The organism is Allorhizobium sp. nf9_anc (assembly GCF_056323085.1).
On record NZ_CM150481.1, the window covers coordinates 982,573 to 1,004,606 of the forward strand.

Here is a 22,034-nt window from a genome sequence, read left to right on the forward strand (position 1 = left end):
TCAAACGCTACCCGCGCTCTCAGAACTCTGCGACCCATCGAAGTCCATGTCCTGAATGTGCTTAGGGCGTCGGTCTTGTCGCGCCATCTCCACCACATCTTCCACCCCCACAAGGCGCCCGATCTTCCCATCCAGATACCGCAGCGTGACCCGAGCATGCTCGTCATCATAGGAGCTGATGCATTCCCTCGGCAGCAGCACGCGATAGTCTCGCTGATAGGCATCGATGGCGGCGGTTCGGATGCAGGCATGGGTGTTGATGCCGCATAGGACGAGATGATCGACCTTCTGCTGCAGCAGGTACTGATCAAGCGTGGTGCCGAAGAAGGCGCTGTAACGCTTCTTGATGATGGTCACGTCGTTTCCAGAGACTTCGAGGTCTGGATGGAGCTGTGCGCCCTCGGTTCCCTCGATCACGCCAGCAATGTTCTTGTCGCGCATTTCCAGAAAGGCGTCGCTTAGGTCGGCGCGGAATTCCTGTCGGATCCAGACGATCGGCAGTGTTTCTGCGCGGAAGGCGCGGACGAGGCGGTTTGTGCTGCCGATCAGGGAGGTGACGACGCTGGTATCCAGCGGCGCGAGGAAGTCGTTCTGCAGGTCGATGATCAGAAGGCATGGTTTCATGTCGCTGATCGTTATGGGCTTGGCACGACAGACATGTGACGGAATGGGTTGCCAAAAGGGAGGTCGTCGTGCTCGGCCTTGTGCCGAGCATCTGCCTTGGCATCCGCACTCTCGACCGTGCCGTCTGCCTCTGACGGCAGTAGATCCTCGGGACTGCGCCCGAGGATGACGACCGTCGGGGCTGGTGCCATAAGAAAAACCCCGCCAGATTTCTCCGGCGGGGTCCAAATCCCCTCAATCCTCAAGCGCTAAGCCGCGCTCTCAGAACTCGACAGCCCGATCGCCGTCTTCGTCCTGAATGCGGGTCGGCAGGCCGATCTTGTTCAGGAGGTTGATGAAGGGCTTGGGCGGCAGTTCTTCGACGTTGGCCATCTTCTTCACGTCCCATTCGCCTGTCGCGACGAGCATCGCGGCTGCGACCGGCGGGACACCCGCCGTGTAGGAGATGCCCTGGCTGCCCACTTCGTTATAGGCTTCCTTGTGGTCGGCGACGTTGTAGATGAAGACGGTCTTTTCCTTACCGTCCTTGAAGCCCTTCACGTAGTCGCCGATGCAGGTCTTACCTTCGTATTCCGGGGCAAGCGAAGACGGGTCGGGCAGGCAGGCCTTGACGACCTTGAGCGGGACCACTTCGGAACCGTCGGCGAGCTTGACCGGCTGTTCGGAGAGGAGGCCGATCGACTTCAGGACGGTGAAGACGTTAATGTAGTGATCGCCGAAGCCCATCCAGAAGCGCACGTCGGCGCCGTCCATGTTCTTGGCGAGCGAATGCACTTCGTCGTGGCCACAGAGATAGGCGCGGCGGGTGCCGACGACGGGGAGGTCGTAGTCCTTGCCGATCTCGAACATCTTGTTGACCTGCCATTCGCCGCCCTGCCAGGAATAGACAACGCCGGTGAATTCGCGGAAGTTGATTTCCGGGTCGAAGTTGGTGGCGAAGTATTTGCCGTGGCTGCCGGCATTGATGTCGACGATGTCGACGTCGGTCACCTTGTCGAGATATTCGTCCTTGGCGAGACGCGCATAGGCGTTGACAACGCCCGGATCGAAGCCGGCGCCGAGGATGGCGGTGATGCCCTTTTCAGCGCATTCTTCCGCACGCTTCCACTCGTAGTTTCCGTACCACGGCGGGGTCTCGCAGATCTTGTTCGGCTCTTCATGGATCGCGGTGTCGATATAGGCGACGCCGGTGTCCATGCAGGCGCGCAGCACCGACATGTTGAGGAAGGCGGTGCCGACATTGATGACGATTTGCGCGCCGAGCTTGGTGATCAGGGCCTTGGTGGCTTCGATGTCGAGGGCGTCGAGCGCATGGGCTTCAAGGACGCCCGCCTGCTTCATCGCCTTCTTTTCGTGAACCGAAGCGATGATGGCGTCGCACTTCGCATTGGTGCGCGAGGCGATGTGGATGTCGCCGAGCACGTCGTTGTTCTGCGCACACTTGTGGGCAACCACCTGCGCGACGCCGCCGGCGCCGATGATGAGCACGTTCTTCTTCATAATGGGACCAACTCCTTGCGTCCAATCGTCAGAACCTGGGCTTGAAGGATTTCAAGACAGGCTTTGTTCGTAGTCCGTGTAGTCGAACTCACGGACCGTCCTGAGGCTGCCATCCAGTTCGCGGATGGCGATTGCCGGCATTTGCACGCCGTTAAACCAGTTTTTCTTGACCATCGTGTAGCCGGCGGTGTCCTGCAGCGAGATGCGGTCGCCGATGTTCAATTCCTGTTCGAAATTGAACTCGCCGAAGATATCGCCCGCGAGGCAGGACTTGCCGCAGACCTGGTACCGGTGCGGTCCCTGGTTGGGGTGAACCTTCGCGCTTTCCCGGTAGATCAGGAGATCGAGGAGATGCGCTTCGATGGACGAATCCACCACGACAAGATCCTTGCCGTTGTAGAGCTTGTCGAGCACGGTCACTTCCAGCGTGGTCGACTTGGTGATCGAGGCTTCGCCGGGCTCCAGATAGACCTGGACGCCGAACTCGCCGGAGAAGCGCTTCAGGCGCTCCGCGAACTTCTCAAGGGGATAGTTCTCGCCGGTGAAATGGATGCCGCCGCCGAGGGAGACCCATTCGGCCTTCTTCAGGAGGGGGCCGAACTTCTGTTCGATGTCGCCGAGCATCGTGTCGAACAGGTCGAAATCGCCGTTTTCGCAGTTGTTGTGGATCATGAAGCCGGAGATCAGGTCCATGACCGGCTCGACCTTCCTCAGATCCCATTCGCCCAGCCGCGAGAAGGGGCGGGCGGGGTCTGCGAGATCGAAGCTCGAGGAGGAGACGCCGGGGTTCAAACGCAGGCCGCGAATGATGCCGGAGGACTGGCTCTCGAAGCGGGTCAGCTGGCCGATCGAGTTGAAGATGATCTTGTCGGCATGGGAGACGACTTCGTCGATCTCGTAGTCGGCGTAAGCCACCGAATAGGCATGGGTTTCCTTGCCGAAACGCTCGTGGCCCAGGCGAACTTCATTCAGCGAGGAGGAGGTCGTGCCGTCCATATAGTCGCGCATGAAATCGAAGACCGACCAGGTGGCGAAACATTTGAGCGCAAGCAGGGCTTTCGCGCCGGAGAGTTCGCGCAAGGTCGCGATCTTCTCCATGTTCTGGAGCAGCTTGGACTTGTCGATCAGGTAATAGGGAGTCTGGATCAAGGCTCTATCCTTCGTGAACCCAGCCATATCTGGCGGAAGTGAACGGGACGCCCCGAATGCGTCGGAGGGGTCCCTTAGGCAAAAGGGGGTAAAAAGGCAAGCGGAAGCTCAGTGTTTCGGCACGGAGATTGCCTGCCCGATTTTCATGAAGGGCAGATGACGCAGCGGCTCAGGCGTCTGGCGACCTGCCGCCTTGCATTCCTGCGAGTGCAGCCATGCGTTGGGCGCCGGGCAGTGTTCAGCAATCGGAAATCTCTGCACTGTTACTTGCAGAGGTAACGGTTATGCCCTGGACACGTCATGCATCTCGACCTCGCGACCATTCTGATCCTGCATCCGCTCTCTTTGACGGTGGGCGCGCTGTGCTTCCTGTATCTGCGCTACCGGTCGCGTCGAAATCGCGGGCTTGGCAAGATGGCAGTTGCCTTTCTCGTTCTGGCGCTGGGTTCGCTGATTGCCGGGGCTGGCGAGCAGGGCGTGGTCGATTACGCCACCTGGACCTTCGTATCCTTCGTGACAGGGCCTGTGGCCTACACGCTATTCTTCATCGGCCTCGCAAACCTTTTGACAGAGCGACCGGCCGGACGCTGGTGGTGGCTGATGCTGGCGCCTGCCATACTCACCGTCGCGGCCATCGTCACGCAGTTTCATCTGGTCAATCTCTACCGCGCTTCGGCATTCCTGACCGCCATGGGGCTCTATGCCCTTGGCAGCGCGGCCTTCGCCTTGTCGGATCCGCAGCAAGAAAGGCTCGGCAGCCGGTATGGGCTCGCCGCTGCGCTGGCCTGCAAGGCGCTCATCGCCTTGACAACGATTGCGGGGATCGTGACCCCTGAGATCGTTCGCTTTCCGCCGGCTGCGACCTTTCTGGTGCTGATCCTCTGCCAGTTTGCGATCGCCATGTTCGTTCTCATTCTTGTGCAGGAGCGGGCGGAGCAGCGGCTGATCGCGCTGACGGAGACGGACAGCCTCACGCGCATCCACAATCGCTACTGGCTGATGGATCGGCTGCCCAAGCTCGCGCCTGAGGGCAGCGGCTTCATGGTCATCGATCTCGACCACTTCAAACGCGTGAACGACGTCTACGGGCATCTGGCCGGGGATCTGGTGCTGAAGAGTGCCGCCCAGGCGATGGCGGCGCGGCTGGGCGAGGGCGCCTATTTTGCCCGGACGGGTGGCGAGGAATTCGGCCTCTATCTGCCCCGCGCCTCCGAAGACGAAATGCTGTCGATCGGCGAGATGCTTCGCCAGGAGGTGGAAGCCCTCAGCGTCGTCTATGAAGGCGTGACGATCCCCGTAACGCTGAGTGCCGGTGCCTCGGTGGCAGGGGAGGAGATGTCCACCAAGCGGCTTGCGGCGCGCGCGGACCATGCGCTCTACGTCGCCAAACGGGCGGGGCGCAATCGCGTGCGGCTCTATGAGGAGCCAGACCCGTCCGAGCAAGCCTCCTGGGATAGCGCGATTATGGCCGCGAGCGGCGCCTGAAGGCCGGCAGCAGGTCTTGCGGCGACCGCGCCTGCCTTGCCAGATGGACGTAAATTTGTTTCGGCTGTCGTCTATCGAGACCGGTGCTGTGAGTCCTGCCATGCTGAAAGACTTCTCCCCCCAGGCCGCCTTCATGGGCGTGCTCGTCGCCTTTGTCGGCTTCGCCAGTTCCTTTGCCGTCGTGCTGCAGGGGCTGAAGGGGGTGGGTGCGACCGATTACGAGGCGGCATCCGGGCTGATGGCGCTGTCGGTTGCCATGGGGATCTGCGGGATCGTGTTGAGTGTCTGGACGAAGCTGCCGGTCTCGGTTGCCTGGTCGACGCCGGGCGCGGCGCTGATGGCGACAGCGGGCATTCCGCTCGGTGGTTTTCCGGCAGCGGTCGGGGCGTTCCTCGTCTGTGCGGCGCTGATCGTGCTCGCGGGTCTGATCCGGCCCTTCGGGCGGGCGGTGGCGGCGATCCCGGCACCGATCGCGAATGCGATGCTGGCGGGCGTCATCCTCAACCTCTGCTTTGCGCCGTTCAAGGCGGTGGCCTCCGATGCGGCTCTCGGTTTGCCGATCCTCGTCGTCTGGGCTGTCGTCGCGGCCTTCAAGCGGCTTTATGCGGTGCCGGCTGCGTTGCTGACCTTCGTCGTTGTCATTATCTTCGGCGTCGACCTGCCGGAGGGTGCCATGGCGAGCTGGGCGGCGTCGCTCGCGCCGCCGGTGGAGTTCGTTGCGCCGCAATTCACGCTGCCGGCGCTGGTGTCGATCGCGCTGCCGCTCTTCATCGTCACCATGGCCTCGCAGAACATTCCGGGCATCGCGATCCTCAAGGTCAACAAATACGAGCCGAACCCGGGTCCGATGTTTGCCGTGACGGGGCTGTTTTCGGCGCTGTCGGCGCCGTTTGGCGGGCATGCGGTCAATCTTGCAGCGATCACGGCGGCAATGTGCGCGGGCGAGGATGCCCATGCGGATCCTGCCAGGCGTTACTGGGCGGCAATCATCGCCGGCATCGGTTATGTGCTGCTGGGCTTGGCTGCCGGTGCTGTGACCGGCTTCGTGTCGCTGGCGCCGCCGATTCTCATCCAATCCGTTGCGGGTCTCGCGCTGATCGGGGCGTTTTCGGGGTCTTCGGTTGCGGCGTTCCAGGTGCCGGAGACGCGTGAGGCGGCAGCCGTGACGTTCCTGGTTACGGCGTCGGGGATTTCGATCCTCGGGATCTCGGGGGCGTTTTGGGGGTTGATTGCTGGGGTGGCGATGCTGGGGCTGGTGAAGCTCGCCAAGGCAAGAGGATGAGACGGATACGCATCCGCGCGATTTTGCTCGGCTTTGCGGCGGGTCTTTTCGGCTTCCTCTTCTACACCCGCTACTGGATCTGGCGCGACTGCATCGCCGCATCGCAGTCGAGTTGCGTGACGCCCGATGGCAGCAATGTCACCGATGGCGGAATGGTCTGGGGCGTGATTGCGCTCGGCTTCCTCGCTGCGGCCTTGATCGCACAGTTCGGGCGGCGATGGTCGGGGTGTGCCGGATCTGGTGCAATCGTCAGGGTTGCGCTAGGTTTTGCGCATGGAGTTCGAATTCGATCCGGCCAAAAGCGAGGCGAACAAGGCGAAGCACGGAATCGATTTCGTGGCGGCGCAGGAGTTGTGGTATGATTTCTTTGCCGTCGATGCGGATGCTGTACACGCGGCGGAAGCAAGGCGGATACGTATAGGTCGGATCGCTGGCATTCTATGGACAGGTATTTACGTTCTGCGGGCCGAGCGGGTACGGATTATCTCTGTACGCCGAGCGAGAATTCAGGAGAGGCGTCGCTATGAAGACAATCAGCGCTGAAGAATTTGATCGGAAGTTTGATGACGGCGAGGATATCAGCGATTACGTCGACTGGAGCACGGCGACACGTCCCAACCTTGAGCCTGTTGAGTTGACCATCACCATCAAGCGGGGAACGAAGCTCAGGCTGGAGCGTCAGGCGAAGGAACTCGGTGTATCCGTGGATTCCTTGCTTGAAGACTGGCTGCGCGAAAAACTCGACTCGGCACGACCATCCGCCGCCGAATAACACCCTTGCGCGATTCAATTCATCGCGTTATTCCTGATCCCATGAAGACCAACGGCATGACCATTGCTGCGACTGAGATGACGGCCCGCGCTGCGGCCGGCTTCGTCGCGACGGTGCCAAACTCGCTTCTTCTTCTCGGCCTTATCCGCGGTTGCCGGGTCCATTGAGGAGCGCCCGGCGGCCGGGTTAGCCGTTTGGCGATTGCTCCTCGAAAACTCCCCAATTGATGTTATCCATCCCTTGAAAAGGGTCTGTGCGCGCGTGCCAAAGCTCCGCTGATTTGTTATCAGCCATGGCAGCCGCCCGAGGACGAGAAGAGACGAAGACGATGATTTTGAAGACCCATACCGTGAAGCAGGGCATGCCGGACGCTTCGCAGAAGTACCGCGCCTATCCGCAAATCGCCATTCCGGACCGTACCTGGCCGTCGAAGGTGATCGACAAGGCGCCGATCTGGTGCTCTGTCGACCTGCGCGACGGCAACCAGTCGCTGGTCAACCCGATGGGTCATGACCGCAAGGCGCGGATGTTCCAGCTCTTGCTCGACATGGGCTTCAAGGAAATCGAGATCGGCTTTCCCTCGGCTTCGCAGACGGATTTCGACTTTGCCCGCTGGTGCGTCGAAGAAGGTGGCGTGCCCGCCGATGTATCGCTGCAGGTGCTGGTGCAGTGCCGGCCCGAGCTGATCACGCGGACCTTTGAGGCGCTGGAAGGCGCGACCAACCCGATCATTCACTTCTACAATTCCACCAGCGAATTGCAGCGCCGCGTTGTCTTCGGCAAGGATGTCGCCGGCATCAAGCAGATCGCCGTCGATGCCGCGAAGATGATCATGGATATGGCGGCGAAAGCCGGGGGCGGTTATCGCTTCGAATACTCGCCGGAAAGCTTTACCGGCACCGAGCTGGAAGTGGCTTTGGAGATCTGCAACGCCGTCATCGCCGAGGTAAAGCCGACGGCCGAGAACAAGCTGATCCTCAACCTGCCGTCGACCGTGGAGATGGCGACGCCGAACATCTATGCCGACCAGATCGAATGGATGTGCCGCAACATCGACAATCGCGAGAATGTGCTGATCTCGCTGCATCCACACAATGATCGCGGCACGGGGATTGCGGCAACCGAACTCGGGTTGATGGCCGGTGCTGACCGCGTCGAGGGCACGCTGTTCGGCAATGGTGAGCGCACCGGCAATGTCGACATCGTCACGCTGGCCTTGAACATGTTCACGCAAGGGGTCGATCCCGAGCTCGACTGCTCCGACATTGAGCGGATCAAGGCGGTCTACGAATATTCCAACGAGATGGTCATTCCCGAGCGCCATCCTTATGTCGGTGAACTGGTCTATACCGCCTTTTCCGGCTCGCACCAGGATGCGATCAACAAGGGCATGAAGTCGATCAAGACGGCGAATTCGCCGGTCTGGGAAGTGCCTTATCTGCCGATCGACCCGCAGGATGTCGGCCGTACCTATGAGGCGATCATCCGCATCAATTCGCAGTCGGGCAAGGGCGGCATCGCCTATATCCTGCAGGAAGACTACGGCATCAACCTGCCGCGCAACCTGCAGATCGAGTTCCGCGAGGACATTCAGCGGATCACCGATGAGGAAGGCAAGGAACTGCCGTCGAAGAAGATCTATGAGCGCTTCATCGAGCGTTATGTCGACCAGACCGGTTCGCGCCTGAAATTCGTCGACCACCACACCTATCCGGCGGGGACGGATCAGAAGGGCGTTCGTGTCGTTGCGGCCGAAATCACCGACAATGGCGAGACAAAGCGGATCGAGGGCAAGGGGACGGGCCCGATTGACGGCTTCGTCAATGCGCTCTCGACCTATCTCGGCATCGACCTCTCGGTTCAGGACTATTCCGAGCACTCCCTGCAGCATGGCTCGAATGCGGCAGCAATCGCCTATGTCGAGATGGCGCATGCCGGCGGAAAGCTCTTCGGTGCCGGCATCAACACCAACATCGTGACGGCCTCTCTGGAGGCGATCGTCTCGGCCGCCAACCGCGTGCTCGACGAGCAGAAGAGGGCGTAATTGCCATGACACTCTTCGCCGAGGTTCGACATCCGTCCTCGGCGAAGGCCCCGCTTGTGCTGCTGCACGGCTTTGGCGGGATCGCAGCAGCATGGGAGCCGGTTTTGCGCCGGCTTGACCCAGACCTGCCGCTTGTCCTCTATGATCTGCCGGGGCATGGCCGCTCGCTCGATGCTGACGGCGTCGGACATGCCGGTGTGATGGCCAGAGCCATTCTCGGCGATATCGATCGGCGCGGGATATCCAGCTTTCATCTCTGCGGACATTCGATGGGCGGGGCGATTGCCAGCCTGATTGCGCTGAAAGCCTCCGATCGTGTGCGTTCTCTGACGCTTCTGGCGCCAGGTGGTTTCGGGCCTGAGATCAATGATGAAGCGCTGCGGGGCTATGGATCGGCGGTTGAGATCGACGAATTGGTACTGGGCTTGGCTGCGATGTCTGCTCCAGGCAGCATAGTAGATGTGGCGGGTCTCGAGCGGCTTGCAGATGCTCGTCGTCTTCCCGGAGCGACTGTGCGGCTGATGGAGATCCTCAACTCATTCCTCGTGGAAACCGGTGGCCGGATCGGGCAGGGGACGCTGCCATTCGCCTCGTTCGAGGGGCTTGGTGTGGAAACACGGCTCCTCTGGGGGACGGAAGATCCGATCCTGCCGGTCACGCAAGCCAAGTCGATCTGGACGGCTGCCGAGGTGACCCTGATCGAAGATGCCGGGCACATGCTGATCGATGAGGTACCGGACGCGGTGGCTTCGGCGATCGCTGCTGCCGTTGAGGCAGGCTGAACTCAGCCGCCGAGCAGGCGCTCGCTGTGGTCGAGCTTCAGGGGCGCGTCTTCGCTTTCGATCTTGTAGCGCTGCCAGTCGAGCTGCCAGTTTCCCGCTTCGCCATCCACCGAGAAGAGATTGTAACCGGCGGCTGGCTTCTTGGCGCCGGGGCCCTGGCTGGCGGAGGCTATGCCGACGACGGGGACTTTCTTCTCGCGGTCGGACAGCCAGTAGAGCGTGTTGAGATGCGTGTGACCGTGCAGCACCAGTTCCGCGCCGCCGGTGCGGATGGCGGCAGCGAAGCGGCGGATGCCGATCATACGCTTGTGCTGGGGGGCGGCTCCGCGGATCGGCGGGTGGTGGATCATGACAACCCGGAAGAGGCCCTCTTCACCGGCGGCTTTCAGAAGAGCTGCGGTTTCGCGGGCCTGGCGGCCGCTGAAATAGCCTTGCGCCGAGAAGGGCGGGGTGGCGATGGATGTCGAGCAGCCAACCAGGGCAACCTGGCCGCGGCGGCGGATATAGGGGAAGAGCTTGTGGTCGTCCTGGAAGATCAGCGGGTCGTCGTCGCCGCGCATGTAGTCGTACCAGGCCTGGACCACGCGTTCATGGGCACCGGGCACATAGGCGTCGTGGTTGCCGGGAACGACTGACGTGTCGAGCGGCGCGCCTGCCTCCTTCAGCCATTCCGCCACCAGCTTCACCTCGAGCTTGGAGGCGAGGTTGACGAGGTCGCCGGTGATTGCGAGGTGATCTGGGTTATCGGCGCGCAATGCCTTCAGGGTCATTTCCAGCGCATTGGGGAAAAGGTGCTTGCGGCGGTTGCGATGCCAGTTCACATAGCCCGTAATCCGCTTCGAGGCCAATTCCCGGATCGTCAGGTTCGGCAGCGGGCCGAGATGCACGTCGGAGATGTGGGCGAGCTTGAACATGGCGCTTCTCATAACGACGCTGAAACCGAGGGGCAAGGAAAATGACGCCAGCGGATGGTGCCGGGACCGGCACCGATAGCGAAAGGCTCGGATGGCCGAAGAGGTTCCTTGTTCGTCTGCTGCATGTGTATTTCGCATTGGCCCGCGGAATGACGCTCGGGGTGCGGGCTGCCTGTTTCGATGAGGCGGGCCGCATCTTTCTCGTCCGCCATACCTATGTGCCGGGCTGGCATATGCCCGGTGGTGGGGTGGAGCGCGGCGAGACGGCGATCGAGGCGCTCTTCAAGGAAATGCGGGAGGAGGGCAACTTGGAGGCTGTCAGCCACCCCGAACTCTTCCACGTCTACTTCAATGCCAGAGTCAGCGGCCGCGACCATGTGTTGCTTTACCGCGTCGATGTCCGGCAGACCGCAGAACGCCCCGCGGACCGGGAGATCGCGGAATGCGGGTTTTTCCCACTCGACGCACTGCCTGACGCCACGACCGAAGCGACGCGTCGGCGGATCGCGGAGCTGCGCGGGCAAATTTCCCCCGCGCATTTCTGGTAGGCTCAGGCGCCGAGCTTTTCTCGGCCATGCGGCGCCATCAGATCCTCAGCCGGGCCCACGGGAACTACGCCGGTCGGATTGATCATGGTGTGGCTGCGATAATAGTGGTGCTTGATGTGGCGCATCTCGACCGTCTCGGCGATCCCAGGAGTCTGGTAGAGGTCGCGCAGGTAGGCTGATAGCGCCGGATAATCGGCGATGCGACGGATGTTGCACTTGAAGTGACCGACATAGACAGGGTCGAAGCGCACCAGCGTGGTGAAGAGCCGCCAGTCGGCTTCGGTCATACGGGTGCCGAAGAGATAGCGCTGCGTCGACAAGCGTTCCTCCAGCCAGTCCAACGTCTCGAACAGCGGGTAGACGGCGCTTTCATAGGCCTCCTGGGTGGTGGCGAAGCCGGCCTTGTAGACGCCGTTGTTGACGGTGTCGTAAATGCGCTTGTTGACCTGGTCGATCTCGGCATGCAGGTCCTCCGGGTGCATGTCGAGGCTCGAGCCGGTCAGGTGATCGAAGGCCGAGTTCAGCATGCGGATGATCTCCGAACTTTCGTTCGAGACGATCGTACCCTCCTGTTTGTCCCAAAGGACCGGCACGGTGACGCGGCCCGAGAAGGTCGGGTCGGCTTTCACATAAACCTGCCAAAGGTAATCCGAGCCTAAGAGATGATCGGGCGTGGCGCCCTCGCGGTCATGGAATTCCCAGCCGTTCGACAGCATCAGCGGATCGACGACGGATACCGAGATAAGGTCTTCCAGGCCCTTCAGGGCGCGGAAGATCAGGGTGCGATGCGCCCATGGGCAGGCATAGGAGACGTAGAGGTGGTAGCGACCGGCCTCGGCCTTGAAGCCGCCCTTGCCCGAAGGACCGGCGGAGCCGTCTGCAGTCACCCAGTTGCGGAAGCTCGAGTCAGCCCGCTTGAAGTGCCCGGAGGTCGATTTCGTATCGTACCAGACGTCCTGCCAGACGCCATCCACCAGTCTGCCCATGGTCGATTCCTTCTCGTTTGAACTTGATCCGGAAAATACGGTTGTTGGCTGGGATTGCGAGGGGCTGACGATTGAACAGTGCGTTTTCCGTTGGACGAGCGGAAAATTTGCTGCTATCGGAACAAAACTCAAGATTTGAAGGCCCCGATGACCATCGCACGGAACCCACGACGACGCTGAAGCTCTCGAACGCACGACATCCGTGCGCGTGAACCCTATTGCTGTCTGTCTTCTGGTTTCGGTCATCCATGTTTCACTCTGGCCTTGTCTACCTCACCGAGGATGCGTCGCACGACGCTGTCATCGAACTCATCAATGAAGAAGCTTTCGGTCCCGGCCGGCACACGCGTGCGGCAGCGCGTATTCGCGAGCAGGGGCCGCATGATCGGTCGCTTTCCTTCATCTGCGCCGACAATGGCGAGACAATCGCTTCCGTGCGCATGACGCCAGTGCTGGCTGGCGGCGTTCAAGGGCATCTGCTCGGACCGCTCGCCGTGCGCCCCTCCCACAAGAACCGGGGCATCGGCCGCGAACTCGTCCGCATCGCCATCGAGGCAGCGCGCCGCAAGGGTTCCGAAGGCGTCATCCTGATCGGTGATCCGCCCTATTACATGCCGCTCGGTTTTGAGAAGGTGGCCTACAAGGCGCTCGATTTTCCAGGACCGGTCGATCCGAACCGGGTGCTGATCGTGCCGCTCGGCCACGATGTGCATGACCGGCTGAAGGGCGTCATTGCCTGGCGAGCGTGCAGGCCGGCGGAGACTGATATCCCGGCTCTGGATGATGTTGTGCCCAACAAGGCCTATGCCTCGGCCTGATGCCCGAGTGTCCCGTTGACCGGGCGGGCATGTCGCTCGGTCACGTTCCCTCTTGCGTGCAGTTGTTGATCGCCCAAGCGGAACCAAGTCGGCTTCGATCGGTTTTCCCTGTCCAATTCGGATTGAACCAGACAGGAGACTGACATGTTGAAATTTATCGGTGGCACGATTGGCGCTATTTTTCTGATCGGCCTGATCGTTGTTGTCCTGTTCTTCAAGCTGATTTTCTAAGTTGGATGAGGGCCGCAGGATACGCGGCCCTTTTCACGGTTGGTCCTGCTGTCCCGATTCAAGATCGAGGTCGAAGCGCTTGATCATCCAGCAGATATCCTGGCCCTGACTGAAATTCTCAATCCTTCCCAAGACACTGTATCCGGCGCGCTCATAGGCACGGCAGGCCACGGGATTGATCGTGTCGATATAGGCGCCGATGCAGCGGCGCGCCTTCGCCTCTTCTTCGGCAAGCGCCAGCAATCGGCCGGCCATGCCCTGACCGCGCAGGCGCTCAGGGACCGAGAGCAATTCCACATAAAGCCAACCGCGACCGGTATAGCCAATGAGCCCACCGTCAACGGAGCCGTCGTCTGTCGTGATCGGAATGAAGAGATCACGTCGGTCGGTCGGGCCGAGCAGGGTGTCATTGTGCGCCTTGATGCTGGCGAGGATCGCGTCGCGGGCGGCTTCGGAGACGGTGTCGGAGGGGGCAAGTGGCTGGGTCATGGCCAGAAGACTAGAGAAGGGTAGGGGTGCATGTCCAGGTGGGGCTGGGTCATATCTCTCGCTACAAGTTGGCCACACCCGCTGGGTAATGCGAGGGGTGCGAGACAACAAGCAAGCCGGTATTTGTGGCCTACAAGGCAATCGTGCATGGTCAGCGTCCGAACACTCTTCACCTCCATCAGCGTAAACCGGTCACCGACTCCACCGAGAGACATATTGATGCAGCCAATCCCGACACTCACGACCTCACGCCTCCTCGTGCGCGGGATGCGAGCCGAGGACTGGCCCCGCTACAAACAGATCATGTCTACGGACCGAGCTCGGTTCCTGGGCGGGCCGTTTGCCGAGTCAATTGCCTGGGGCATGTTCTGCAGTGACCATGCCCAATGGGACCTGTTCGGCTGTGGTGCGTTGATGATCGATGATTTGGCGACCGGTGCCTGTATCGGTCAGGTTGGGATCAATGCAGGTCCACTGTTTCCGGAATTTGAACTGGGCTGGTTCGTGTATCCGGAGTTCGAAGGATTGGGATATGCACACGAGGCCGCCGCTGCGATGCTTCATTGGGCAAAAGAAGTCCGGCGGCTGCCGAGCCTCGTCAGTTATGTCGATGCTCAGAACGTGAGATCAGCACGTCTTGCCATGCGGCTCGGTGCTGTTCTGGATCACGCGGCAGCGCGGCCTTCGCCGGATGATCTCGTCTATCGCCACTATCCCAAGGCGTCTGCCTAGGTAGCTTCGTCAACGCGCCGATTTCACAACGGTTGAGGTGTGAGGGCTACCGCCCCTCGCGCCACCACATGGCCGAGACTGCCAACAGCAGGATGCCGAGACCCGCAAAACCTGCAAACAGCGGCAGAGTGTTCACGCCCTTCAGCACGGTCTCGTCGGTCAGGCGGATCAGCATGCGGCGGTCGTCGGCGACGCGGACTTCGCCGCGGACAGGGAGAATGTCTGGGATGCGGACAGAGGCGTCGCCGTCGTCGAGGCGGGCGGTCACGCCTCTCGATTCCTCGCTGATGGGGACAAGCGTGTCCGTGGTCGAGATCATCGCGCGGAACTCGGGAGCGTCGACGGCGCCGACATGGACGAGGGTGGAGAAGTCGCCATTGGTGATGGTGAAGAGGCCCGTTTCGGTCATGCGGCGTTCGCCGCGATAGAGGCCGGGCTGGATTTCCGAGAGGTTGAGCGCGATGGTTTCGCCCGAGGGCGTGGTGATCGTCGCCGGGCCGGGGGCGTCGCCGATGGTCTGGCGGGTGACTTCCAGCGTGCGGCCGGTGGCGCGGGCCTTAAGCGCCTCTTCCTCTAGTTCCGGCTCCTTCATCAGCCAGTGGGCGATGCGGCGATAGAGCGAGACATGCGGTCCGCCGCCTTCGAAGCCGCGCGCCCAGAGCCAGCCCTGGTCGGAGAGCAGCATGGCGACGCGGCCTTCATTGGCGCGGTTGAGGACGAGCAGGGGACGGTCGCCGTCGCCGGTCATGACCGTTTCGCCATCGGTCCGGCCGACATCGACGCTGCGGAACCAGCGGCCCCATTGTGGCGGCTCGACAGCCGAGCCATCGAGGCCACGTGTTACCGGGTGGCGTTTGCCCTGGTCGGAGAGGCGCGGATAGAAGCCGGCCTGATGCACGTCGCCGGTCGGTGTGGCGGGCAGGACTGACGATAGAGGGGTGAGCGCAATCGAATCCTGGCCGGCATGTTCTGGGCCGGCTGCGATCAGAAGCGCGCCGCCATTGCGGACATATTCGGCAATGTAGTCGTAATAGAGGATCGGCAGGACGCCGCGATGCTGGTAGCGGTCGAAGATGATCAGGTCGAAATCATTGATCTTTTCGACGAAAAGCTCGCGCGTCGGGAATGCGATCAGCGAGAGTTCATTGATCGGCGTGCCGTCCTGCTTTTCCGGCGGGCGCAGGATGGTGAAGTGCACGAGATCGACAGAGGCGTCCGATTTCAAGAGGTTGCGCCAGGCGCGCTCGCCGGCATGTGGTTCGCCAGACACGAGCAATACGCGCAGGTTCTGGCGAATGCCTTCGATCAGATGGATGGCGCGGTTGTTGACGTCGGTGACTTCGCCCGGCGTCGCGGCGACCGAGAATTCCAGGACATTGTTACCGCCACGGGGGACGCGGAAGGCAAATGAGGTCTCGGCGCCGGGAACGGCCGGGATGGTGCCGAGGTCTTCGCCGTTCATTCTGACCGAGACGTCGGCCGGCTGGTTGGAGGCCTCTCCGTCGTCGAAGACGCGGAAGGTGAGTTCCTGCTCCTCGTCGACAATGCCGAAGCGCGGGGCGCGCAGGATCTCGATGCGGCGATCGAATTCGTCGGCCTTGCCGGTGATCAGCGAATGCACCGGGGCGTCGAAGGGGAGCGCCTGACTTTCACCGGGGATGTCATGCACCTGGCCGTCGGTGACGAAGATGGCCCCGCCGACACGGGCCGGCGGCACGTCGGTGGTCGCGGCGGCCAAGGCTTCGAAGAGTTTGGTGGAGGGGGCGTCGCTGTCGCCGGGATCGGTGACCTCGATGATACGCGGCTCAATATTCGGGAAGCGGCCGAGGCGGTCGCGGATGCCCTGCAGGGCCTGGTCGGTCTGGTCGACGCGGCCGGCGATCTGCTGGCTCTGGCTGCGGTCGACGATCACGGGCACGACCGTCGTCAGCGGATCGCGCTCTTCCTGGAGGAGGAGCGGGTTGGCAAGGGCCGCGAGCACGGCGATGGAGGCGGCAAGGCGGATGGCTGTTCCGCGCACGCCGCGCAGGAAGCCGAGAACGGAAAGCACCACGGCCAGCACGGCGAGTACGGCGATGGCGATCCAGGGAATGAAGGGGGCGAATTCGAGCGTCATGGTCTCACTGCCCCAATCTTTCGAGCAGGGCAGGCACGTGGACCTGGTCTGCCTTGTAGTTGCCGGTCAGCATGTACATCATGATGTTGACGCCGGAGCGGAAGGACATTTCGCGCTGCATTTCATCGGCGGGCACGACGGGCAGGACGCTTGCGCCGTTCGCATCGATCGCCCAGGCGCCGAGCAGGTCGTTGCCGGTGATCATGATCGGCGTCACGCCATCGCCGGAGGAGGCAACGGCGCTGTTGCTCGACTGAGCTTCCTGGCGAGACTCGACCCAGAGTGGGCTGCCGCTGTAGCGGCCGGGGAAACCCTGCAGCAGATAGAAGGCGCGGGTCAGGACGTGGTCCGAGGGGACCGGCTCCAGCGGCGGGATGTCGATGTTGGCGAGGATGGCCTGCAGGCGTTCGCCATTGGGCGAGGCGCCAGAGTCGGCGCCCAGCATGGAGCCCTGATCGCGGGTGTCGAAGAGTACGGTGCCGCCAGCACGCATATAAGCGTCGATGCGGCTGATGGCGGCCGCCGACGGCATGGGGGCGGAGGCCGAAATCGGCCAGAAGATGATCGGGTAGAAGGAGAGCTCGTCCTTCGAGATATCAACGCCAACAGGCGGCTCGGGTTCGAGCGTCGTGCGGTAGGTGAGGAAGTCGGTGAGGCCAGCCAAGCCCTGTTCGGAGATGCGGTCGACATCGGTCTCGCCGGTGATGACATAGGCGAGATGGGTGTTGTCGAGGCGTTCGAGGATCTGTTCGTCGCCGGGCTTGGCATCGGCCGACTGGGCGAGCGCCTGACCGGTCGGGGTGACGGTAGCGAGCGCCACGGCAAGCGCGAGGATCGACGCCGCGGCGGCAGGCGCGCGCTTCGGCATGCGCGAGAACGCGCCGCCCATGAAGAGCACGATCAGGCTGTCGATCACCAGAAGCAGGAAGGCGAGGGTCAAGAGGCTCGGCTTCAGCGGTGTCGCGGCAGTGCCTGCCATGGGATCGCGGGTCACGGTAAGGCCTGTCGGCGAGGGGAGCGGGCGGAGCGTCGAATCCGCGGGCAGCAGATTGAGCGCGGTGAAGCCGTCTTCCGTGCCGTAGAGGCCGGGCGGGTTGTCAAAGGTCGCCGCATCAGGGCGATCGGGGCCGAGCGAGAGCGGCTTGGCTGCGCCTGCTTCGGCAGTCAGCGCGCCGCGTTCGGTGAGCAGGCGGAAGGGCGGAAGCGAAGGGGCGGTCGCCTGGCTGCCTTCCGCTTCGGCGGCGCCGACGCGGGTGAGCTGGACGATACGACGGAGCATCTCGACGAAGGTGCCCGAGATCGGCAGGTCGGACCAGGTGGCCTCGGCGCTCACATGGAAGAGCACGATGCGGCCGGCGCCATTGTCCTCGACGGTGACGAGCGGGGTGCCGTCGGCCAGGCTTGCCCAGGTGCGGGCGGCGAGGTCAGGCGTCGGTTCAGCCAGAACCTGACGCTTGACGAGGATGCCTTCCGGGCGCGGCATGCCGGCAAAGGGGCCAAAGGTCGGGAAATCGGCAAGCGGCTGCGGCTCGGCCCAGGAGAGGGCACCGCCCAGCGCGCGTTCGCCCTGGCGCAGGATGACCGGCACGAGCGGATCGTCTGACGGCGCTGCGGCAAGGCGGGGGCCGGCAAAGCGGATCAAGGTGCCGCCGCGGTTGATCCACGCTTGCAGCGGATCATAGACGTCTGCCGGCAGGCGGCCGACATCGGCCAGCACGAGGGCGGACGGGTTTTGGTTCAGGATCTCAGGGATGGCAACGGCGAGGTCCGTCTGGCCGGGCTTGACCACATCGGCATAGGGGCCGAGGGCGCGCTCGATGTAGTAGAGCGGCGAGAGGAGCGGCTGGAAGCCGTCACCGCTGTCACCGGAGACGAGGGCGACCTTGCGGCGGCGGAAGCCGTCATCGAGCAAATGAGTGGCGCCGGCCGAGGCGATGCCAGCGATGGAGAGGCGGGCGAAATCGTTGCGCAGTTCGAAGGGGGCCGCGATCTCGCCGGAGGCTTCTGACGTGCCCGCCGCGAAATCGACCTGGCCCGAAGCGATGACGCGGCCCTGGCGGTCCTGGGCATCGACAATAAGGCTGCGAGGTTCGGAGGCGTTCAGGCGCGAGAGCGTGACGGTCAGGGCATCCGAGCCATTGTTGGCACCGGTGATTGCCACGCTTGCTGCGCCGTCTCCTTCGACGATGCGGAATTCGGCGGGTGAGAGGCTGGCGAGATCCGAGAGGAAGGGGTCTTCCGCATCGCGGGCGATGCCGTCGGAGACATAGGTCAGCGTGCCGGGGCGTTCCAATGAGAATGTGGTGCGCAGGGCTTCGATCGTTCTCACACGATCAGGGCGGAGCGGATGGGGCGTTGCGGCGGCGAGCTTTTCCAGCGCCACGGCAGGCGTGCCGGGGATTGCGTCATGGGTTGCGTCCGCGGTGAAGACGATCGAGACGGGCAGGCTGCGGTCTGCGGCGTCGCTGATCAGGGCTGTTGCGGTCTCAACGCGGCGCTCCCAGTCGCCGACGGTTGCCCAGCCGTTGTCGACGACGAGCAGCAGCGGGCCATCGCCCGACAGGGTCGAGTTGCGCGGGTTGAGCACGGGGTCGGCCAATGCGAAGATAACGATGGCGGCCATCAGCATGCGCAGGAGCGTCAGCCACCACGGGCTTTTCGAGGGCGTTTCTTCGCGCTTCAGGACGCCGGCCAGGATCTTCAGCGGCGGAAAGATTTCCGCCTTTGGGCGCGGCGGTGTGAGCTTCAGCAGCCACCAGATGAGCGGTAGCGCGAGTAGGGCACCGAGAATGGCGGGGGCCCCAAAAGCCAGCGGCAATCCGGACATCAGCCCGCACTCCTGTTGACGGCGGGCGGCATGCCCGACAGGTGCATGTGCACGGCGACGAGGGCCTCGGAAGCGAGGCGATCGGTGCGGTTGTGGGTGAAGCTCCAGCCCATGCGGCGGAGCTGGTCCGACATCGAGTCTCGGCGGGCGAGATAGGCCTGCTGGTAGTCGTCGCGCAGCGTCTCGGCGCGGCCGGAGGTCAGCTTTTCGCCGGTCTCGGGGTCGGTGAATTCGGTGCGGCCGGTATAGGGGAAGGTTTCTTCGGCGGGATCGGCGACCTCGACGACATGGCCGCGCAGGCCACGGCGGGCGAGCGGCGTGATGCGCTCCATCACCCGGTCGGCATCATCGAGGAAATCGCCGATCAGCACGATGTCGCTCGATCCCCGGATCATGCGGGTGTCGGGCAGGCCTTCGGTGATGGGGGCATGCATGATCGCCGTTGCGAGCCGTTCGGCAGCATTGCGAGCAGAGATCGGCTCCATAATGCCGGGGCAGCCGATGCGTTCGCCGGAGCGGGCGAGGATTTCGGCAAGTGCCAGCATCAGCACGAGCGCGCGGCTTTCCTTGGAGACAGAGGCGAACGTCGACTTGTACATCATCGACGGCGACATGTCGGCCCAGAGCCAGACGGTGTGGGCGGCCTCCCATTCGCGATCACGGATATACATGTGGTCGTCGCGGGCGGAGCGGCGCCAGTCGATGCGCGCAAAACTCTCGCCGTCGGCATAGGGGCGAAACTGCCAGAAGTTTTCGCCGATGCCGCGCTTGCGGCGGCCATGCCAGCCGGCGATCACGGTGTTGGCGATGCGCTTTGCCTCGACCATGCAGTCAGGCACCAGCACGGCGCGCTGGCGGGCGCGCTTCAGCACTTCGCTTCCGGGGGTCTGCTCGACGATCTGGCCGATCGATGCCACGCGGTTAAGGCCTCCCTTACTTGCGCAGGTCGGAAACGAGGCTCGCGATAACGTCGCGAACGGTCATGCCCTCGGCGCGGGCCGGGAAGGTCAGCGCCATGCGGTGTTCGAGCACAGGCTCGGCGAGCGAGTAGACGTCGTCGATCGAGGGCGCGAGGCGGCCCTCATAGAGGGCACGGGCACGGGCACAGAGCATCAGCGCCTGGCCGGCACGCGGGCCCGGACCCCAGGCGACGTTCTTGTCGGTGGACGCATTGCCATGGCCGGGACGGGCGGAGCGGACAAGCGTGAGGATCGCGTCGACGACCGTGTCGGAAACCGGCATCTGGCGAATGAGCTTCTGGATTTCCAGGAGACGCTCGCTGGATATCACGGCGCTTGCGCGGCGGTCGCTAACACCCGTCGTTTCGAGCAGGATCTGCCGTTCGGCTGCGAGTTCGGGATAGAGAACGTCGACCTGCAGGAGGAAGCGGTCGAGCTGGGCCTCGGGGAGTGGATAGGTGCCTTCCTGCTCCAGCGGGTTCTGGGTCGCGAGCACGTGGAAGGGGGCGGGCAGCTGATAGGGCTGGCCGGCGATGGTAACGTGATATTCCTGCATCGACTGCAGGAGGGCCGACTGGGTGCGCGGGCTGGCGCGGTTGATTTCGTCGGCCATCAGCAGCTGGGCGAAGACGGGACCCTTGACGAAGCGGAAGGAACGGCGGCCGGTGTCGTCCTGGTCCATGACTTCGGTGCCGAGGATGTCCGAGGGCATGAGGTCGGGGGTAAACTGGATGCGGTTCGCGTCGAGGCCGAGAACGGTGCCGAGCGTGGTGACGAGCTTCGTCTTGGCAAGACCGGGTACGCCGACGAGGAGGGCATGGCCGCCGGAGAGGATTGCGAGCAGGGTGTTTTCAACGACCTTTTCCTGGCCGAAGATCACCTTCGCCACTTCCTGGCGGATCGTGGCAATGTCGGCGAGGGCCTTCTCGGCCTCCACGACGATCGCCTTCTCATCCAGTGCGACATCAGGATTTGGCATCATGCCCATGGTCTGCTCCAATTGGTTTGGCCTGGTCCGGAGAATCGAACGGACGCGCGAAGGTGCATGTTACTGAAACTAACTTATTGGCGAGAGGACGGCTGACAAGGACGTTTTGAATGACTATCTCGTGACTGTTATAGGCTAAAGACAAAACCGGGACGCAAAAATGGCAAGCGATACGCTGAAGGCGACGACGGATGCGGCAGGGCTTGCTGCGCTGATTTCGCGCGCGTCAGCGCAAACATCGGGCGGAAAGGCATCACTACCGCCGGTGGAACGCTGGGAACCGCTGTTCTGTGGGGATCTCGACATGGAAATCAGGTCCGACGGTACCTGGTTCTACATGGGGACCCCGATCGGTCGGGAGCCTCTGGTGCGCCTGTTTTCGACCGTTTTGCGCAAGGATGAGGACGGGAAAACCTACCTCGTCACGCCTGTGGAAAAGGTCGGCATCCGCGTTCAGGATGCGCATTTCGTCGCCGTCGAGATGAGTGTGACGGAAGAGGCGTGTGAGTCGGTGCTGACGTTTCGCACCAATGTCGGCGATGTGGTCGAGGCCGGGCCGGAGCATAAGCTCCGCTTCGAGGTTGTCGGCGAGAACCACGAGCTCAAGCCTTATCTTTCTGTGCGGGGCCGGCTGGAGGCGCTGGTGTCACGCGCCGTGATGTATGATCTTGTCGAGCGTGGGGAAGTTCTCGATGTCGAGGGCAAGGCGATGTTCGTTATCCGCTCGCGCGGTGCCGTCTTCCCCGTCATGCCTGCCGACGAACTCGATCGACTGTCCCGGTGAGCCT

At 62.7% G+C, this 22,034-nt stretch carries 23 protein-coding genes; 12 read left to right on the forward strand and 11 right to left on the reverse strand.

Going from position 1 to position 22,034, the window contains the following annotated elements:
• From AC02Y0_RS04505 to AC02Y0_RS04520, 4 genes are all read right to left on the reverse strand, one after another.
• The gene (locus AC02Y0_RS04505; RefSeq protein ID WP_476382738.1) at window positions 1-624 is read right to left on the reverse strand and encodes a cysteine hydrolase family protein; all 624 of its coding nucleotides are present in this window, start codon (window positions 622-624) and stop codon (window positions 1-3) included.
• An 11-nt stretch (window positions 625-635) separates the two neighbouring features.
• The gene (locus AC02Y0_RS04510) at window positions 636-815 is read right to left on the reverse strand and encodes a hypothetical protein (protein WP_476382739.1); all 180 of its coding nucleotides are present in this window, start codon (window positions 813-815) and stop codon (window positions 636-638) included.
• A gap of 70 nt (window positions 816-885) precedes the next feature.
• Window positions 886-2,124, reverse strand: a complete 1,239-nt coding sequence (locus tag AC02Y0_RS04515; RefSeq protein ID WP_476382740.1) for a saccharopine dehydrogenase family protein — start codon at window positions 2,122-2,124, stop codon at window positions 886-888.
• A gap of 51 nt (window positions 2,125-2,175) precedes the next feature.
• Window positions 2,176-3,273: a carboxynorspermidine decarboxylase gene (locus AC02Y0_RS04520; RefSeq protein ID WP_476382741.1), complete on the reverse strand. Its 1,098-nt coding sequence runs from the start codon at window positions 3,271-3,273 to the stop codon at window positions 2,176-2,178.
• 300 nt (window positions 3,274-3,573) lie between these two features.
• Here AC02Y0_RS04520 and AC02Y0_RS04525 point away from each other — a divergent pair, with 300 nt between their 5' ends.
• The 6 genes from AC02Y0_RS04525 to AC02Y0_RS04550 all read left to right on the forward strand — a co-directional run bounded on the left by AC02Y0_RS04525 (window position 3,574) and on the right by AC02Y0_RS04550 (window position 9,638).
• Window positions 3,574-4,758 (forward strand): GGDEF domain-containing protein, encoded by a 1,185-nt coding sequence (locus AC02Y0_RS04525; RefSeq protein WP_476382742.1) that lies wholly within the window; start codon window positions 3,574-3,576, stop codon window positions 4,756-4,758.
• 100 nt (window positions 4,759-4,858) lie between these two features.
• Complete coding sequence (locus AC02Y0_RS04530; protein ID WP_476382743.1) at window positions 4,859-6,040, forward strand: benzoate/H(+) symporter BenE family transporter; 1,182 nt, start codon at window positions 4,859-4,861, stop codon at window positions 6,038-6,040.
• Between the two features lie 273 nt (window positions 6,041-6,313).
• Window positions 6,314-6,583, forward strand: a complete 270-nt coding sequence (locus AC02Y0_RS04535) for a BrnT family toxin (RefSeq protein ID WP_476382744.1) — start codon at window positions 6,314-6,316, stop codon at window positions 6,581-6,583.
• Complete coding sequence (gene brnA, locus AC02Y0_RS04540) at window positions 6,564-6,812, forward strand: type II toxin-antitoxin system BrnA family antitoxin (protein ID WP_476382745.1); 249 nt, start codon at window positions 6,564-6,566, stop codon at window positions 6,810-6,812. The genes AC02Y0_RS04535 and brnA overlap by 20 nt, the downstream gene beginning before the upstream one ends.
• A gap of 328 nt (window positions 6,813-7,140) precedes the next feature.
• Window positions 7,141-8,856 carry a 2-isopropylmalate synthase gene (leuA, locus tag AC02Y0_RS04545; RefSeq protein ID WP_476382746.1) on the forward strand — a complete coding sequence of 572 codons (1,716 nt, stop codon included), beginning with the start codon at window positions 7,141-7,143 and terminating at the stop codon, window positions 8,854-8,856.
• Between the two features lie 5 nt (window positions 8,857-8,861).
• Complete coding sequence (locus AC02Y0_RS04550; RefSeq protein ID WP_476382747.1) at window positions 8,862-9,638, forward strand: alpha/beta fold hydrolase; 777 nt, start codon at window positions 8,862-8,864, stop codon at window positions 9,636-9,638.
• 2 nt (window positions 9,639-9,640) lie between these two features.
• Here AC02Y0_RS04550 and AC02Y0_RS04555 read toward each other — a convergent pair whose 3' ends face one another.
• Complete coding sequence (locus tag AC02Y0_RS04555) at window positions 9,641-10,552, reverse strand: metallophosphoesterase family protein (protein ID WP_476382748.1); 912 nt, start codon at window positions 10,550-10,552, stop codon at window positions 9,641-9,643.
• A 41-nt stretch (window positions 10,553-10,593) separates the two neighbouring features.
• Here AC02Y0_RS04555 and AC02Y0_RS04560 point away from each other — a divergent pair, with 41 nt between their 5' ends.
• Window positions 10,594-11,100, forward strand: a complete 507-nt coding sequence (locus AC02Y0_RS04560; RefSeq protein WP_476382749.1) for an NUDIX domain-containing protein — start codon at window positions 10,594-10,596, stop codon at window positions 11,098-11,100.
• Between the two features lie 2 nt (window positions 11,101-11,102).
• On the opposite strand, the gene AC02Y0_RS04565 is transcribed toward AC02Y0_RS04560, so the two are convergent.
• Window positions 11,103-12,086, reverse strand: coding sequence for a glutathione S-transferase family protein (locus AC02Y0_RS04565; protein ID WP_476382750.1), 984 nt, complete (start codon window positions 12,084-12,086; stop codon window positions 11,103-11,105).
• Between AC02Y0_RS04565 and AC02Y0_RS04570 the strand changes: the two genes are divergently transcribed.
• From AC02Y0_RS04570 to AC02Y0_RS04580, 3 genes are all read left to right on the forward strand, one after another.
• The gene (locus AC02Y0_RS04570; RefSeq protein WP_476382751.1) at window positions 12,085-12,225 is read left to right on the forward strand and encodes a hypothetical protein; all 141 of its coding nucleotides are present in this window, start codon (window positions 12,085-12,087) and stop codon (window positions 12,223-12,225) included. The two genes, AC02Y0_RS04565 and AC02Y0_RS04570, sit on opposite strands and share 2 nt — an antisense overlap.
• Window positions 12,226-12,334: 109 nt before the next feature.
• A complete protein-coding gene (locus AC02Y0_RS04575; RefSeq protein WP_476382752.1) occupies window positions 12,335-12,904 on the forward strand; it encodes a GNAT family N-acetyltransferase in 570 nt (189 codons plus the stop codon).
• Window positions 12,905-13,048: 144 nt separating this feature from the next.
• Entirely contained in the window at window positions 13,049-13,135 is an 87-nt protein-coding gene (locus AC02Y0_RS04580; RefSeq protein WP_443216714.1) for a small membrane protein YohP, read from the forward strand.
• Window positions 13,136-13,168: 33 nt separating this feature from the next.
• On the opposite strand, the gene AC02Y0_RS04585 is transcribed toward AC02Y0_RS04580, so the two are convergent.
• Complete coding sequence (locus AC02Y0_RS04585; protein WP_476382753.1) at window positions 13,169-13,624, reverse strand: GNAT family N-acetyltransferase; 456 nt, start codon at window positions 13,622-13,624, stop codon at window positions 13,169-13,171.
• A 219-nt stretch (window positions 13,625-13,843) separates the two neighbouring features.
• Here AC02Y0_RS04585 and AC02Y0_RS04590 point away from each other — a divergent pair, with 219 nt between their 5' ends.
• Complete coding sequence (locus tag AC02Y0_RS04590) at window positions 13,844-14,356, forward strand: GNAT family N-acetyltransferase (protein WP_476382754.1); 513 nt, start codon at window positions 13,844-13,846, stop codon at window positions 14,354-14,356.
• 46 nt (window positions 14,357-14,402) lie between these two features.
• Here AC02Y0_RS04590 and AC02Y0_RS04595 read toward each other — a convergent pair whose 3' ends face one another.
• From AC02Y0_RS04595 to AC02Y0_RS04610, 4 genes are read right to left on the reverse strand one after another with little or no spacing between them, the layout of a single operon-like run.
• Window positions 14,403-16,472: a hypothetical protein gene (locus AC02Y0_RS04595; RefSeq protein ID WP_476382755.1), complete on the reverse strand. Its 2,070-nt coding sequence runs from the start codon at window positions 16,470-16,472 to the stop codon at window positions 14,403-14,405.
• A gap of 4 nt (window positions 16,473-16,476) precedes the next feature.
• Window positions 16,477-19,299, reverse strand: coding sequence for a DUF4159 domain-containing protein (locus AC02Y0_RS04600; protein WP_476382756.1), 2,823 nt, complete (start codon window positions 19,297-19,299; stop codon window positions 16,477-16,479).
• The gene (locus AC02Y0_RS04605) at window positions 19,299-20,216 is read right to left on the reverse strand and encodes a DUF58 domain-containing protein (protein WP_476382757.1); all 918 of its coding nucleotides are present in this window, start codon (window positions 20,214-20,216) and stop codon (window positions 19,299-19,301) included. Before AC02Y0_RS04605 ends, AC02Y0_RS04600 begins: the two co-directional genes overlap by 1 nt.
• Before the next feature lie 16 nt (window positions 20,217-20,232).
• Entirely contained in the window at window positions 20,233-21,246 is a 1,014-nt protein-coding gene (locus AC02Y0_RS04610; RefSeq protein ID WP_102018078.1) for an AAA family ATPase, read from the reverse strand.
• Between the two features lie 160 nt (window positions 21,247-21,406).
• Between AC02Y0_RS04610 and AC02Y0_RS04615 the strand changes: the two genes are divergently transcribed.
• The gene (locus tag AC02Y0_RS04615; protein WP_476382758.1) at window positions 21,407-22,030 is read left to right on the forward strand and encodes a DUF1285 domain-containing protein; all 624 of its coding nucleotides are present in this window, start codon (window positions 21,407-21,409) and stop codon (window positions 22,028-22,030) included.
• Window positions 22,031-22,034 lie beyond the last annotated feature (4 nt).

Coding starts and splice junctions, on each gene's coding strand:
- AC02Y0_RS04595 (WP_476382755.1), bottom strand. CDS start 16,472: ATGACGCTCGAATTCGCCCCCTTCATTCCCTGGATCGCCATCGCCGTA.
- AC02Y0_RS04610 (WP_102018078.1), bottom strand. CDS start 21,246: ATGGGCATGATGCCAAATCCTGATGTCGCACTGGATGAGAAGGCGATC.
- AC02Y0_RS04575 (WP_476382752.1), top strand. CDS start 12,335: ATGTTTCACTCTGGCCTTGTCTACCTCACCGAGGATGCGTCGCACGAC.
- AC02Y0_RS04585 (WP_476382753.1), bottom strand. CDS start 13,624: ATGACCCAGCCACTTGCCCCCTCCGACACCGTCTCCGAAGCCGCCCGC.
- AC02Y0_RS04535 (WP_476382744.1), top strand. CDS start 6,314: ATGGAGTTCGAATTCGATCCGGCCAAAAGCGAGGCGAACAAGGCGAAG.
- AC02Y0_RS04580 (WP_443216714.1), top strand. CDS start 13,049: ATGTTGAAATTTATCGGTGGCACGATTGGCGCTATTTTTCTGATCGGC.
- AC02Y0_RS04560 (WP_476382749.1), top strand. CDS start 10,594: ATGACGCCAGCGGATGGTGCCGGGACCGGCACCGATAGCGAAAGGCTC.
- leuA (WP_476382746.1), top strand. CDS start 7,141: ATGATTTTGAAGACCCATACCGTGAAGCAGGGCATGCCGGACGCTTCG.
- AC02Y0_RS04555 (WP_476382748.1), bottom strand. CDS start 10,552: ATGTTCAAGCTCGCCCACATCTCCGACGTGCATCTCGGCCCGCTGCCG.
- AC02Y0_RS04590 (WP_476382754.1), top strand. CDS start 13,844: ATGCAGCCAATCCCGACACTCACGACCTCACGCCTCCTCGTGCGCGGG.
- AC02Y0_RS04530 (WP_476382743.1), top strand. CDS start 4,859: ATGCTGAAAGACTTCTCCCCCCAGGCCGCCTTCATGGGCGTGCTCGTC.
- AC02Y0_RS04550 (WP_476382747.1), top strand. CDS start 8,862: ATGACACTCTTCGCCGAGGTTCGACATCCGTCCTCGGCGAAGGCCCCG.
- AC02Y0_RS04600 (WP_476382756.1), bottom strand. CDS start 19,299: ATGTCCGGATTGCCGCTGGCTTTTGGGGCCCCCGCCATTCTCGGTGCC.
- AC02Y0_RS04570 (WP_476382751.1), top strand. CDS start 12,085: ATGGTCGATTCCTTCTCGTTTGAACTTGATCCGGAAAATACGGTTGTT.
- AC02Y0_RS04515 (WP_476382740.1), bottom strand. CDS start 2,124: ATGAAGAAGAACGTGCTCATCATCGGCGCCGGCGGCGTCGCGCAGGTG.
- AC02Y0_RS04505 (WP_476382738.1), bottom strand. CDS start 624: ATGAAACCATGCCTTCTGATCATCGACCTGCAGAACGACTTCCTCGCG.
- AC02Y0_RS04565 (WP_476382750.1), bottom strand. CDS start 12,086: ATGGGCAGACTGGTGGATGGCGTCTGGCAGGACGTCTGGTACGATACG.
- brnA (WP_476382745.1), top strand. CDS start 6,564: ATGAAGACAATCAGCGCTGAAGAATTTGATCGGAAGTTTGATGACGGC.
- AC02Y0_RS04510 (WP_476382739.1), bottom strand. CDS start 815: ATGGCACCAGCCCCGACGGTCGTCATCCTCGGGCGCAGTCCCGAGGAT.
- AC02Y0_RS04525 (WP_476382742.1), top strand. CDS start 3,574: ATGCATCTCGACCTCGCGACCATTCTGATCCTGCATCCGCTCTCTTTG.
- AC02Y0_RS04615 (WP_476382758.1), top strand. CDS start 21,407: ATGGCAAGCGATACGCTGAAGGCGACGACGGATGCGGCAGGGCTTGCT.